Source organism: Microbulbifer maximicatervae (SeqCode), assembly GCF_056232625.1.
The window spans coordinates 1,785,854-1,798,427 of record NZ_CP174324.1; the positions used below are offsets into that span (position 1 = coordinate 1,785,854).

Sequence of the window (12,574 nt, forward strand, 5' to 3'; positions counted from 1 at the left end):
GCGTACTTTACTCTTGGTGGTTCGCAAAGTACGCAGCTGCCTTTTTTAGAAACTCAACCTCCTGACGAGCTTCATGCAGCTCCTTCTTGAGCTTGCGAACTTCAGCGCTTTCCTGTTTGGAATAGTCGACACCGTCTAAACTATTGAACTGCTTATCAGACAGTCGATTAAATTGACGACGCCAGTTGTAGATCTGCTGTGCGCTGACGCCTAGCTCTCGCGCCACAGAAGCCGTTGTTACTCCAGGCTTTTCCGCTCTCTTAACTGCTTCTCTACGGAACTCCTCCGTATACGCCTGAGTTCTTTTCTTACCCATGATACACCTCCGTGTTAGGCCTAAACCTAACTATACAGAGTGTCTACTAAACGTGGGTAAGTCTTTTGCATAACGCCGCCGGCAGAGGCAGAAAAACCAGAGCGAAGCGGCGGTTTTTTGGTCCCTCTGGCTGGCTTTGTTATGCATCATTTTCTATTAACCACTTACAAAATGGATCCTTTGAATCTTCATCTCCAAATTCCGCAGGCTCCTTGACTATTTCACTGGCTTTACTTGGAATAGCAGTTTGAAACTCATGAATTAGCCAATCTTGATATTTTAAATTTGGCTGAACCGTAAAGTTGCTATTTTTGAAGCTTTCGCTGGGTGTAAGATCGAACTCATCATTCCAGCAGATCTCATCGTATCCTATGGCGATAAGCCTTAAAAAGTCCAAAGGATCATCACATAAGACACAAGCGAGCATGGACCCAGAGCCAGATCCTATATGTACAATTTTTTGTTGCCCTTCATCATCAATCCAAAACGCAGCCATTGACCCATCACCACCGGTTCTGGCGAAGATCCGAAGTCGACCCTTTGTTTTTTCATTTATGAAGTAGAATAAATCACAGTCTTTCTCTGCATAGAATTCAATCAGTGTTCCACCAGGCCTTTCATTGCTACCCCATTCAGATCTAAGCTTGCTGATCGGATATAGGTAGCCAACTCTCCCTTCTTCCGTATCTTCGTAGAAGCCGTTTTTTTCAATCCAGCTGAAGAGCCTCTCAAAAGCATCTGGAATCTTCATCGGCTCCAGCAAAATACCGTCTATTTGATTGGATAGAGATATCAACTACAAAGCTCCTTTTGTGCATAACGACCACAGCACTGGCGGCCGGAGCGTAGCGTAGGCCGTCCCGCGAAGGACCGTAGCAACGTGCCTGTGATTGTTAGCTGCCTTTGCGTAATCGCTCATTATATATTTCCTGTATTTCAGCATGGCCAACTACTCTTGAACCTTCTCGAACCTCTAGATTGGCACCAGTCTCTAGGCATTTTGGGTATGCCTCTGGCGTGATGAATTTAACAAACGCTTGAGTGCGCCTATTAGGTTCCGCAATCCCTGCATCAATAAACCAATGAATTGTAGTCGTGAGGTAGTCTGCTTTAACCTTGTAGTGAGGTCTGTATCCATTCTTTACGATGATATCTTTACCGGAAAAGCATACCTGCACAAGGGCATCAGGCTCCCAGTCTGGATTTTCATTTCTATCGAATTTATCAGATATCACTTTTGTCTCTTACAACAGTTAACGCCTACTAGCAAGGGCCGAGGAGCTTTAGCGACGAGGTCCAGCGCGCAGCGTGAACTTGCCTAGTTTTGTTATTCATTTTTGACCTCTCCCTTTCCATTAGCAATAAAGTTTGTTTTGCTGTTCTTTAAGCCTGATTCTTTTGATGGCGCTTCCAATAATTCCCAGTCTGAATCTTTGATGTAACCCGCCGTATCGGAGGCCTCTTTTGCGAACTCGTGCTGCGCTTCTCGAAGACAGATACCGTTGGCGCCACCTTCGTAATCCGGATCTTCGTTTTGCAATGCATCATCTTCCCAGCCACAGACCTCACAAATATCGTATGTGCCTCTAGCAGGTTCATCCAAAGACTTGTAGCCGCAACAAGGGCAAGTATGTTTCACTGATCTCTCCATGATGCATAACGCCTGCAGCAACGGCCGTAATGTAGCAGCGGAGCTGCGGAATGAAGGTCCAGCCCCGAAGGGGCGCTGTTGCCTGCATTTGTTAAAGTGCTATTGCTTGAATTCACTGCCTTACCTATTTTTTAATGAAACTATATAAGAGCAAACCAGCGAAGACGCAGGGGTAAACAAAGATAAAGTAATAAATCCCTGTGAAGAAGCCAAGAAGAGGCGCTGCCCATATATCCCGACCAGTAATTGTGTCAGATAGTACTGCGTAAATTGTGGCTATGACCATTGCTAGAATGAGCAAGGCCCCACAAATAATAAACGCTCTACTCGCTGCTCTCCTGATCATAGTTGCACTTTAACGTTGCCAGCAAGGGCAGCCGAAGCGAAGCATAGGCTGTCCAGCCCAGCCCTCGGCTGGGCGATCTTGCCTGGCTTGGTTATAAACCGAATTACGCACTTGCTTGGCTACTATTACTAATGTCTCGTTTGAACATCAAGACCACCACATACACAAGCCCGAACACGGGAACAATTGAGAATGCAACGCCGAGAAGCGCTGTAAGTATTGGAGTTTCCGTCTTCCTGCGCCCAAGGTAGTAACTGATAATGCCGATAAAAATTGCAAAGATAGTAATAAACTGACCGATCAATGAAATATTAATGTTCACTCAGGTAATTCCCTTTAGGTTTATAACGCCCCAAGCTGCGGCGCGAAGCGTCCGACAGCCTTGGCTTGTTATGTGCTTTAATTTTAACCTTTCGTTCCATGTCTCAATCTCTGATCGAGACTAAATTTATAGCAATCGGAAAGTTTAGCTTTTCGGCATCATATTCAATTTCAACCCAATCCTTCTTGCGCCATTCATTTACGACCTTTTTGTAGATAGAAATCGTTGAAGAATAATCGATTTCTTTTGCCCCGCCTGGGTTGGTAGGCATATAACTTGTTAATCCTCCCCCGATTACATCAGCCTGAAGAGGTAACAAACAATGCTCAAGAATATGCTCTTCAATGACTTCTCTAGGAAAAATATCTTGAAGCTTGTAGTCATCTGTAGAGAACTTACTTAGGCCAAAAACAACTTCATCACAAAAATCATATGTTGGCTGATAGTACTTTATGTAGAAGTCAGCCCTTTCTTTGAGATAATTAATTAACTCATCGATACCTGAAGTCATATTCTGTCTCTAGGTTGACATGTTAGAACCGATGTGGGACACATAACGCCTTTAGCAGGCGCGCCGCAGTTTGGCGTCGCCTTGACTAAACTTGTTATGTTTTACCCTCTTTCTCTTCGAGTAACTGTATAGCTACTCGAAGTGCTTTTAATTCATTGCTACCAGACCAACACAGTGCAGTGTAGCCAACCAACGAACCACCCAAAGCAGCAAATATTAAGTTTGCAGATATCTCCGGGAACAATCCCGCTTGTAAAAATATTGGACCAAGAATACCTGAAAAGACAAAAGCAATAGCGATGAACAAGCTTACAACTCTAGATACTCTATGCTTCCTCTCCAACTCTTCGAATTCTGTAATCAAATTCTCTTTATTCACGACATTCTACACCTTAAACATAACGCTTAAAGCAGTGGCTCATTTATGCGTCCACTGCCTTTACTTGTTAGCTGTGGGGCAGCCCACATTGGTATATTTTTCCCCGTCAACAAGTTGATAGCAATAATTTCTATCAAGCAATACTCCTTGAGTTGGGGTAGTTAATGTAAGCCGGTAAGATGCAAAGCTTGGAAGCTGGGTGTTCGATGGCATATGTATTTTAAACTTTAAACGAGCGGGCTCACCTTTCCCTATCCCATATTTTAACTTGAGTTCTTTCTGCTTTCCTCTTCCGTCCTTCTCCCTTTCAAGCCAGAACTCATTTGATGTAGCGTAGAAAGAATATGAACCTCTTTTCTCTCCTTGATTCTCTAGCAAGTATGCCGTTTCTACGGTTTCAGAAATTTCCCGTACAGGAAAGTACTCGGTTTTAACTATGTATGGGGAATATTTCTCTTTTTCTATATCAAGAGATGATTTAGCTACGGAGTATGTCATGTAAGTAACACCAATAAGAACCACTAGTAAAATGTCATTTACAGTTACTTTAAGACTAAATGATGCTTCATTATTTTCGGACATAATTTATTTCCATATATTTACAGCTAACGCCCACAGCAGGGGCGGCTTACCTTATGTGTGCTTTGCGCGAAAATGGGAGCGAAGCGACCGCGCAAAACGTGCATAAGGTAAGACGTCCCGCAGAGGCCCGAAGGGCCGGAGCCTCGCTGCCTGTGATTGTTAGCTTTGATCTACGCTCTTGAGCTTAACTCGCGCATCTAGCTTCCTAGCAATACCAGTGAGCACAGAGTCAAAGGGATTTTCATACTGAATAAAACGAACCCCATGCTCAGTAAAATGAAAGCAAACTTTCCCGTCGTAAGGAAATCGCTCTAAGTTCATAGAGCTTGGAACCCAGTAACCAGATCCCGGAATCTCAATTTCTAGTAACTCTTTTGTAAATGGGCTTTGCTGAATCAGTTTATCGGTGACTATAAAGTTCGGCTCTCCACTCGCAACTTCACGCCATTCATCAGCCGATATCCTTCCCCTATCCCTTTCTATGATGCAATGCTTCATTGGCTACTCGTAAAGCTAACGTTGCCCACAAGGGCGTGCGTTTTTCAGCACGTCCCGTTGCTGGGCCTTGTTATGTGATTAATAGCTTGGCAGACACTGTAGCGACAACACCGACCATAACCCACAAAAAACGGGTTAGTGCTGAGCCAGCTTTGTACCACCAAGTATTCTGCTTTTTGTCACGTTCCCAATCGGAAAGGGTAACCGCCCCTTTGGGAGTGATAACTGTTTTATTCGTTTCAGCGCCTGCCAAGTAGCGTTCTTTAGAGTCTGATAGCAATCCCTCCTTAATCAACTCCTGGACAAGCCTAAGTTCTAAGCCCGCTAATCGATTGGTCGGTAACAAATTACCAGAATCAGCCTTGCGTAGATACGTCAGGTATGTATCGCGATTTATATCCATTTCTCATTCTCGGATGACTCGACTCACATAACGCCCCGCACAGGGGCAGACAAAAAAGCGTAGCGTTTTGGCTGTCCCAGCGACCAAGGGGAGCGATTGCTGCGGCTTGTTATGAGTGCTACTCATTGATGTACTCTTTGATAATAAATACCTTCAAATACTCACATTCTTTCGGATGAATTGGGTTATGGTTTTTACAGTAATCTTCCTCATAACCAACTATGCGAACCGCATCCATTAACTTTGGACAGACATCCGTCGCATCCCCTTTTGCGAAGTAATACCAGCCTTGTTTTCGCGGTTTTGGACTAAAAACAACGCCTAACTCACCTCTTGCCAATGGACCACAGTCATCGACGACCAGCTCAATGTCAATTGCATTCACAGATGCGCTGCAAAGAAGAATTAGTAATACGAGATATCTAGCCATTTGTACTCATAACGCAAAGCTTTGGGGCGGAGGAGCGACAGCGACGACGTCCCAGCCGCGCTTTTCAGCGGCGACAACAGCGTATTGTTATGTGTTCTTCGCATATTTGCTAAATATTAAAGATGCAATAATAAATGTAGTTGGTATTGATACAGCAAGCCAAGGCCAAACAATTTTGTAATAGCTTATTCCAGAGAACATAAGATACCCATTTGGAAGAAGTACAAGAAACATACTCATGGGCATTGGGGCTAGAAAAACCGCAGCTACAAAACCAAAAGATAATGTTTTTAAGCCTTGTGGCCAATCCTTACTTTTTAGCTTCTTCGCTATGAACCACATTAAACCAAATAACGGCAACGAGAAAATAGCCCATAGTGGTAGGCGTAAGACCAAATCGTAAATAAAACTAAGAATATTCATTCTTTAATCCTGATTTGGTTTTACACATAACGTTGCCAACAGCGGCCGAGCGTTTTTTGCGAGGTCCAGCCAGTGCGCTTTTCGCGCTGGCGTCGCTGCTTGGCCTTGTTATGTTTTCTCACTTAGCGAAGTGAATTTTGTATCATGATATTTAGAACACCTCGTTTTACATGGTGGTCGTAGTTTGTTATCAGCAAATCGGCTGCCTTTAGATAATTATCATAATCAATCGTAGAATAGTCTCCAGGTACAAACTTATCGTATGTCTCCTTAGCTAAACGGGTCAGCTGTATCGCAGCGGTTACCGCATCGCGATACTCTGAGTCCGAATAGCCTGGAGCCATTTCCTTTATCTTTTCGAAGGCTTCTTCAGATCCATAGCGCGAGCTCAAGAATCCCGTTGCTAAAGAACTGAATGCGCTAACGAATTTATAATGTTCTGGAAGAATCATATGGATACATAACGCCTGCAGCAACGGCCGTAATGTAGCAGCGGAGCTGCGGAATGAAGGTCCAGCCCCGAAGGGGCGCTGTTGCCTGCATTTGTTAAAGTGCTATTGCTTGAATTCACTGCCTTACCTATTTTTTAATGAAACTATATAAGAGCAAACCAGCGAAGACGCAGGGGTAAACAAAGATAAAGTAATAAATCCCTGTGAAGAAGCCAAGAAGAGGCGCTGCCCATATATCCCGACCAGTAATTGTGTCAGATAGTACTGCGTAAATTGTGGCTATGACCATTGCTAGAATGAGCAAGGCCCCACAAATAATAAACGCTCTACTCGCTGCTCTCCTGATCATAGTTGCACTTTAACATTTATATAGTAATCATTCTGACCACTATTATATTGATTACTATCTCATAATCAATCTACCGCCACCATTACAGTTTCTCTTTAGAAGTCAGCTAGTTACACTAAAATGGTACGATTAAACAAACTGCAAAAACGATCACTATGACTACTATCTCAATTTTACCCTACTCACGTAACCCCATAATTTATAAGAGTTTTTCACCGTTTTTCAACCGAACCCAGAAATAACACTCATCATGATCATATTTCACCGTGCTGGCACTTACTAACTGGCGCAAATTATAGTCTAACCAACATTCGAATGAACTTAGCCGTGAACCGTGAACAAGCTCCTAAAAATTAATATTTAGAAAGAGGGAGCAACTTGAGGGCAGGCATGTCTGGATAGCTTAAGTAGATTTTTAAGGCCAAGAAACTACCTCTACACAATAGTCTATTAGACCTCCAACCTTTCTTACTGCCAAAAATCTATTTTTGAATATTTAAACGTTCTATCACTTCCAACACCGAATTAAAACCCTTGGTATGAAACGCAGTCATACCCACCTTATTCGCCACCTCTACATTTCTAGGGATATCATCCATATACACAACACTACTGGCTTCGACTTCCAGCTGCTCAAGCGCGTGCTTGAAAAATGCTTCATCGGGCTTTGCCATACCTATAAGGTGGGAAGCGAATATTCTGCCCAAATAGTTATGTGCGTTAAATTCATGAGTGATGCGTGGCCAGTGAAGTTCATTGGTATTTGTCAATGCGGCCACTCTGTAGTTTTTCTCTAGAGAACTGAGTAATTCAATTGCTCCTGGATAGAATCCCGTAGGCCAGTTTGTGAAATGATCGATTATAGTCTCTATCGATTCCTCTATTTTCAATTGGGACTTTAAAGCGTTTGCAAATTCTTCTGTGGTGATTTCCCCTCTCTCAAATTGCCTTACCGGACCGGAAATAATGACATCTGTCACAGGCGCTTTACCAATTGGTAATGGGCGACCTTTTAGCTCTATTAGTACGCCGCCGAGATCAAACAGTAATACATCAACTTTCAAAATCCATAATCCTCATATTTTCAACGGCCAGAAACGCGCTGCTCACTCTTCACCATCAGATACACCTCGGTGAGACCAAGGCTAGTGCTATCAAATTAGCCAATATCATTCTTATCGTCCTACTTTCTTCCTCTCTATGATCTAAGATCCCAAGTACAATCAGAAGCTAGTAAGCAAACTATGACGACTTCCCTTCATGAGCTTGTGGAGATGGTGCTCGCAAGAAAGATTAGCGCAGTATCACTGATTGAAGAAGCTTGTGACAATGCAGTTGCTCATTCCGAACTCAATGCTTTTATCTGCCTCGATCGGCATGGCGCCCTTCAAAAAGCCAAATGCATTGACAGGGAGTTGGCCTCCGGTAGCCACCGTAGACCTCTTGCCGGTATCCCCATCGTTGTTAAAGACAACATCAATGTAAAGGGTATGCATACCACTGCTGGGACCCTTGGCATGAACTTTCTGCCGAAGTCCTCTGCCCCAGTGGTTGAGCGGCTAGAGGGATGTGGGGCCATAGTGGTTGGGAAGACCAATCTACATGAACTCGCCTTTGGCGTAACCTCCAATAACGCTGCATTTGGTGCCGTAAGGAATCCGTGGGACATCGCTTGCTTCCCCGGTGGTTCATCGGGGGGCACCGCTGTTGCCGTAGCTGTGGGGATTGTGCCCGCTGGCCTCGGCACCGATACCGCCGGATCCGTCAGATTACCGGCGGCGTTAACTGGTATTGTTGGCTTTCGCCCTTCAACTGGCAGCCTTAGCAGCCAAGGAGTCGTACCCTCTGTGCCAGCATTTGACACAATCGGCCCTATGGCTGTTAGTGTCCAAGATACCATCTATATGTTTGAAGTGATGACAGGAGTCTCCGTACCCCAATGCAAGCCGATCAATCAGTTGCGCTTGGGGCTTGCCCACCCTCTATTTGACAACCTCTCACCTGGAGTAAACCAGTCTTTCAGGGCTCTAATCAGTACCCTTATTGATGCTGGAGTAGACCTGGTAGAAGTAGACCTTTCGCCAATAGTCAGCGCCGCCCTCGAAATCGGATTTCCCGTCGGGCTTCATCAGATGCGGACAGCCATGGGTCATTTTCTGGCGAATTATCAACCACAAACTCAACTAGAGGGTTTGGTAGCAATGATCAAAAGTGAGGATGTGAAAGAGGTCTATCAGGAATCAGTGCTCGGCCCTAAGGCACCGCCAGTCTCAGCTTATCAAGCGGCCTTAAAGAAATTGCCTGCTGTGCACGAGAGCTATTCGAAGATCATCCAACAGCATCAACTGGACGCGATCGTATTTCCAACTGCGCCTATCGAAGCGCAACCCTTGGAAACATCCTCATACCAACTGGAGCTAAATGGACAGACACTCCCCACCCTGGACACACTGATATACAACAATGTCTCCGCACCAGTTACCGGTGCCCCAAGCATCAGCATCCCCATCGGGCCTGGTACCAATGGATTACCGGTGGGCTTGGAAATGGATGGGTTACCCGGAGCGGATTTGGCACTACTTGCCGTAGCTAGACAGATCGAACAGGTAATAACACTCCAAAAGTAAGAGGAACTATCCCCCCTCTTCCCCTCGGGGCACTGTCTTCCATATAGCGGTATTACTTGATGAGTAAATTGCTTTACCGTCAGTTGCTACGCTATACACACCGCCGGTAACAGGGTAAAGATTAATCAGGGAGCCGTTCTCTCGATAGTGTCGCAGTCCGTCACCTGCCGCCACCCACAGATCATTTTTGGGGCCAGTAACAATAAAACCATCAGGAATCCCTACTGGTACCGATAACACCCACTGCTTCTCTTCCAATTTTTCCGGAGATAGTAAAGCGCTTACATAAATGTCTTTTGTTTTTTTGGGATTGTAAGGGTTCTTTCCATCGATAGCTGCAGTATCACCAATATAAATTTGGTTGCCTGTTGGAGAGATTGCCAACCCATGAGGCATCATGTACTCCGCTGACAAGCGAATTAACTTTTTTGTTGAAGGATCAAAAGCGTAGACAGCTGGCGTTAACATTGGCTCAGGCTTGAAGCCTTGGTTGTAGCCATAATCTGGATCGGTGAAGTAGATCCAGCCAGAGGGTGACTGTACAACTTTATTGGGTGAATTAAATGGCTTGCCTTTATAGGCATCTACAAGCACTTCTCGTTGACCGTCTGAAAGGCTTATGCGGCTGATAGCGCCCGGGGTTGCTCCTTTCCCCTGCTCTGCAACCAATAAATGTTCACCGTCATTGCTAAGCCACATGCTATTTGCCATATTGCTTCGGTGCTTCCAGGTTACAACTTCGCCAGTAATAAAGTCGTAGTAACGGATCGCTATCTGTGGATTCTCAATCTCTAAATCTGGAACACTGGTGAAGTAGAGACGTTTCTGGGAGGGTACATAAACAAGCCCCTCATGTGCATCCGTTTCCACCAAGATCGAATGGGTAGCCTGCATCGGGGAATTCCCCAGTAAATAATTGCTGTAAGTAATAGCCAAGAAAAGGACTGAGCTGAAAAGCAAAGAAAAGAAGACACTGGGGGATTTAGTAGCCATATCGCCCCTAATTAGACTTTATCTGTACGGATACTTCGGCGACTACTCTACTGTGAACCGCTGAAGGTATCATCAGGATCATTCTCTGGCCCCACACTGGAAACGGCCTTATCCAGCATTCTATTGATCTCCCCACTCTCCTTTAGGCTTTCTAGAGCAGCATTTAGTCGCTCGAGCAGTTCCTTATTCCCTTTCTTAACACCGATACCAAAGGGTTTTGGCGGGAAGTCTCCACTAATATTCACCAGACGATATAAAGTCGGATAGGCTGATGCCTTACGCAAAAGTACCAGGTTAATAATGTCATTGGAGGCAGCATCAGCATTTCCGCTTTGAACAGCCTCTAAAGTTGCTGAGCTTGTGGGCGCTACAACCAATCTGGCCCCCTCCAATGACGGCAGGACAGCACGCATTCTTTTCAGGGAAAGTGAGCCTTTAGTAACAGCAATTATCTTACCTTCCAGATCGATAAAGCTTTCAATATCGCTATCTTTATGGACCAGTAAACCCTCCCCAGTGACGTAATAAGGAATCGAAAAGTCCACTTTTTCCTCGCGCTCTGGAGTGATGGTAAACTGGGATACCACCATATCCACTCTTCCGTCTTCAAGTGCCTTTATACGATCCTCATCCAGCACACGGGTTAGCCTTATATAGCCAGGGCCGCCAAATAACTTCTCCCCAATTGCCCTGACCAGGTCAGGCTCAAAGCCTTCTATAGCGCCAGAAGAGGGTTCTCTATACGCCAACCCTGGAATATCATAAGTAACCCCAGCAACAAGCTCTCGATCCTCAAGATCAGCCCAAACATACCCCACATAAATAACCGATAAAACTAGCAAGCTGCCTATTAGACGGGACACTAGATACATAGCTAAGATCCAGTAATTTCAAATATATTGGCTCAGAGCCCCCTAAGTAATTCTGTAATATCCACTGAGACACCAAAGGCCGAAACCTTAGTCGACTAGCAGAAAGAGGCTATAGGTAAATATAGGCGTATATAAAACCAATACAGGTGATACTGCACTTTAAGCTACTACGGATATTGGTTTGCTGGCGTATCTATAATTGATAAGCGGACTATTCGTGCCACCAATACAATAAGCGCAATGTTTTTTCATTTTCACAATTGATAACATTGCGCTTGTTGACACCCACTTACTGCTTAGCACCTAACCCTTTCTCTTTTTCAACACCATCAGTTTTGCAAAGGTACGTACGGAGACCGTCTCCACCAAGTAGAAAGGACTATCACCAAACAGTTGGTTCCATTCGCTCAAAGTTCGCTCCCGCCCACGAGTTCCCATCAACATCTGCATGTCCATGGCAGCCAAATTAAGGTCTGCGCCCTTCTCAGGTAATACTGCGTCAACAATGGCGAGCGTAGCATTTTGCCCTTGCATGGCAGAGTAAATATTATTGAGGAGTCGCTTTGCCTTGCTGTCATTCAGTAAATGAAAAACGGCCGTACACAAGTAGATATCCTTATCACTATTAGCTACCGGCAGCCTATCGTTAATAATATCTGCAGGGAAGAAGTCCAATCGCTCTTCAACTGAATCACTCAATGAGTTTTTCCAGTACTCTCTTGCCGTCCCCTCAACATTATTCCTGTCGACCACCATCGCCGTTATGTGTTTATATGAAGAGAGGACACTCGCACTTTTGCTGCCTTTTGCCCCACCTAAGTCAATAATCCTATCAAACCTGCTCCAATCAAAATCTTGTAAATACTGTAGCCCGGTAAGATTATCAACGGTATCCATAGCGTCCGAAAACAGCGTGCTCACAGATTGATGATCATTCATATAATCAAACATTTCCTGATCATAAACACCTTCAAAAGGCACACTCCCATCTTTAATATGGTCTTCAAATCCATTAAACCAAGGCTTGCTGAATTCAGGGGAGTTATGCATAAGCACCATGCTTCTTACGCTGTTACTGGCATCACTGCGCAACACTTCAGAGTTTCGATTGTGTGAAAAGTGCCTTGCTTTTACCTCCTTAAAAATCCCCATTGCACACAACATCCTCATCAATCGATATAGATGCTCTTTATCTGCATTACAATCATTTGCCAGTTTTTCTACTGGAACAACTTCACCGTTAATATGATCAGCGATATTTAATCGGACAGCCGTATACAGACATCTAGACTGCCAAAATAGCGATCCAATTTGCATTACTCGAAATGGCGGCGGCATCAGAGCATTAGGAATATTACAAATACTATTGATCATATTAGAAGCGCGTTGAAAGACCCAATTTACGGCCCTATTTCTTTGC

General features: G+C 44.6%; 18 protein-coding genes. 1 reads left to right on the forward strand and 17 read right to left on the reverse strand.

Going from position 1 to position 12,574, the window contains the following annotated elements:
• Positions 1-7: 7 nt before the first annotated feature.
• The 14 genes from ACJJI6_RS07710 to ACJJI6_RS07775 form a co-directional block, all read right to left on the reverse strand.
• On the reverse strand, positions 8-316 hold the full coding sequence (locus ACJJI6_RS07710) for a transposase (RefSeq protein WP_444926030.1): 309 nt from the start codon (positions 314-316) through the stop codon (positions 8-10).
• Between the two features lie 139 nt (positions 317-455).
• Complete coding sequence (locus ACJJI6_RS07715; protein WP_475713032.1) at positions 456-1,067, reverse strand: hypothetical protein; 612 nt, start codon at positions 1,065-1,067, stop codon at positions 456-458.
• Between the two features lie 142 nt (positions 1,068-1,209).
• Positions 1,210-1,551 carry a hypothetical protein gene (locus ACJJI6_RS07720; RefSeq protein WP_475713033.1) on the reverse strand — a complete coding sequence of 114 codons (342 nt, stop codon included), beginning with the start codon at positions 1,549-1,551 and terminating at the stop codon, positions 1,210-1,212.
• Between the two features lie 92 nt (positions 1,552-1,643).
• Positions 1,644-1,955, reverse strand: a complete 312-nt coding sequence (locus ACJJI6_RS07725) for a CPCC family cysteine-rich protein (RefSeq protein WP_475713034.1) — start codon at positions 1,953-1,955, stop codon at positions 1,644-1,646.
• A 461-nt stretch (positions 1,956-2,416) separates the two neighbouring features.
• Complete coding sequence (locus ACJJI6_RS07730; protein ID WP_475713035.1) at positions 2,417-2,635, reverse strand: hypothetical protein; 219 nt, start codon at positions 2,633-2,635, stop codon at positions 2,417-2,419.
• Positions 2,636-2,738: 103 nt separating this feature from the next.
• Complete coding sequence (locus ACJJI6_RS07735; protein ID WP_475713036.1) at positions 2,739-3,146, reverse strand: hypothetical protein; 408 nt, start codon at positions 3,144-3,146, stop codon at positions 2,739-2,741.
• A 94-nt stretch (positions 3,147-3,240) separates the two neighbouring features.
• Positions 3,241-3,525 (reverse strand): hypothetical protein, encoded by a 285-nt coding sequence (locus ACJJI6_RS07740; RefSeq protein ID WP_444922799.1) that lies wholly within the window; start codon positions 3,523-3,525, stop codon positions 3,241-3,243.
• 60 nt (positions 3,526-3,585) lie between these two features.
• Positions 3,586-4,107, reverse strand: coding sequence for a hypothetical protein (locus ACJJI6_RS07745; RefSeq protein ID WP_475713037.1), 522 nt, complete (start codon positions 4,105-4,107; stop codon positions 3,586-3,588).
• A gap of 159 nt (positions 4,108-4,266) precedes the next feature.
• Positions 4,267-4,605 carry a hypothetical protein gene (locus ACJJI6_RS07750; protein WP_475713038.1) on the reverse strand — a complete coding sequence of 113 codons (339 nt, stop codon included), beginning with the start codon at positions 4,603-4,605 and terminating at the stop codon, positions 4,267-4,269.
• Positions 4,606-4,675: 70 nt separating this feature from the next.
• Positions 4,676-5,008, reverse strand: coding sequence for a hypothetical protein (locus ACJJI6_RS07755; RefSeq protein WP_475713039.1), 333 nt, complete (start codon positions 5,006-5,008; stop codon positions 4,676-4,678).
• A 118-nt stretch (positions 5,009-5,126) separates the two neighbouring features.
• Positions 5,127-5,393, reverse strand: coding sequence for a hypothetical protein (locus ACJJI6_RS07760; protein ID WP_475713040.1), 267 nt, complete (start codon positions 5,391-5,393; stop codon positions 5,127-5,129).
• A 132-nt stretch (positions 5,394-5,525) separates the two neighbouring features.
• Positions 5,526-5,861: a hypothetical protein gene (locus ACJJI6_RS07765; RefSeq protein WP_475713041.1), complete on the reverse strand. Its 336-nt coding sequence runs from the start codon at positions 5,859-5,861 to the stop codon at positions 5,526-5,528.
• Between the two features lie 122 nt (positions 5,862-5,983).
• Positions 5,984-6,253, reverse strand: a complete 270-nt coding sequence (locus ACJJI6_RS07770; RefSeq protein WP_475713042.1) for a hypothetical protein — start codon at positions 6,251-6,253, stop codon at positions 5,984-5,986.
• Between the two features lie 891 nt (positions 6,254-7,144).
• Positions 7,145-7,726 carry an HAD family hydrolase gene (locus ACJJI6_RS07775; RefSeq protein ID WP_475713043.1) on the reverse strand — a complete coding sequence of 194 codons (582 nt, stop codon included), beginning with the start codon at positions 7,724-7,726 and terminating at the stop codon, positions 7,145-7,147.
• Between the two features lie 180 nt (positions 7,727-7,906).
• On the opposite strand from ACJJI6_RS07775, the gene ACJJI6_RS07780 reads away from it, so the two are divergent.
• Entirely contained in the window at positions 7,907-9,289 is a 1,383-nt protein-coding gene (locus ACJJI6_RS07780; RefSeq protein WP_475713044.1) for an amidase family protein, read from the forward strand.
• A 6-nt stretch (positions 9,290-9,295) separates the two neighbouring features.
• Here the strand turns inward: ACJJI6_RS07780 and ACJJI6_RS07785 are convergent, their stop codons facing one another.
• The 3 genes from ACJJI6_RS07785 to ACJJI6_RS07795 form a co-directional block, all read right to left on the reverse strand.
• Positions 9,296-10,183: an SMP-30/gluconolactonase/LRE family protein gene (locus tag ACJJI6_RS07785; RefSeq protein ID WP_475713045.1), complete on the reverse strand. Its 888-nt coding sequence runs from the start codon at positions 10,181-10,183 to the stop codon at positions 9,296-9,298.
• Positions 10,184-10,329: 146 nt separating this feature from the next.
• Positions 10,330-11,154 carry a transporter substrate-binding domain-containing protein gene (locus tag ACJJI6_RS07790; protein WP_475713046.1) on the reverse strand — a complete coding sequence of 275 codons (825 nt, stop codon included), beginning with the start codon at positions 11,152-11,154 and terminating at the stop codon, positions 10,330-10,332.
• 303 nt (positions 11,155-11,457) lie between these two features.
• Positions 11,458-12,528, reverse strand: a complete 1,071-nt coding sequence (locus ACJJI6_RS07795) for a methyltransferase (protein WP_475713047.1) — start codon at positions 12,526-12,528, stop codon at positions 11,458-11,460.
• Positions 12,529-12,574: the final 46 nt, after the last annotated feature.

Coding starts and splice junctions, on each gene's coding strand:
- ACJJI6_RS07710 (WP_444926030.1), bottom strand. CDS start 316: ATGGGTAAGAAAAGAACTCAGGCGTATACGGAGGAGTTCCGTAGAGAA.
- ACJJI6_RS07715 (WP_475713032.1), bottom strand. CDS start 1,067: ATGAAGATTCCAGATGCTTTTGAGAGGCTCTTCAGCTGGATTGAAAAA.
- ACJJI6_RS07735 (WP_475713036.1), bottom strand. CDS start 3,146: ATGACTTCAGGTATCGATGAGTTAATTAATTATCTCAAAGAAAGGGCT.
- ACJJI6_RS07745 (WP_475713037.1), bottom strand. CDS start 4,107: ATGTCCGAAAATAATGAAGCATCATTTAGTCTTAAAGTAACTGTAAAT.
- ACJJI6_RS07750 (WP_475713038.1), bottom strand. CDS start 4,605: ATGAAGCATTGCATCATAGAAAGGGATAGGGGAAGGATATCGGCTGAT.
- ACJJI6_RS07755 (WP_475713039.1), bottom strand. CDS start 5,008: ATGGATATAAATCGCGATACATACCTGACGTATCTACGCAAGGCTGAT.
- ACJJI6_RS07765 (WP_475713041.1), bottom strand. CDS start 5,861: ATGAATATTCTTAGTTTTATTTACGATTTGGTCTTACGCCTACCACTA.
- ACJJI6_RS07780 (WP_475713044.1), top strand. CDS start 7,907: ATGACGACTTCCCTTCATGAGCTTGTGGAGATGGTGCTCGCAAGAAAG.
- ACJJI6_RS07785 (WP_475713045.1), bottom strand. CDS start 10,183: ATGCAGGCTACCCATTCGATCTTGGTGGAAACGGATGCACATGAGGGG.
- ACJJI6_RS07790 (WP_475713046.1), bottom strand. CDS start 11,154: ATGTATCTAGTGTCCCGTCTAATAGGCAGCTTGCTAGTTTTATCGGTT.
- ACJJI6_RS07795 (WP_475713047.1), bottom strand. CDS start 12,528: ATGATCAATAGTATTTGTAATATTCCTAATGCTCTGATGCCGCCGCCA.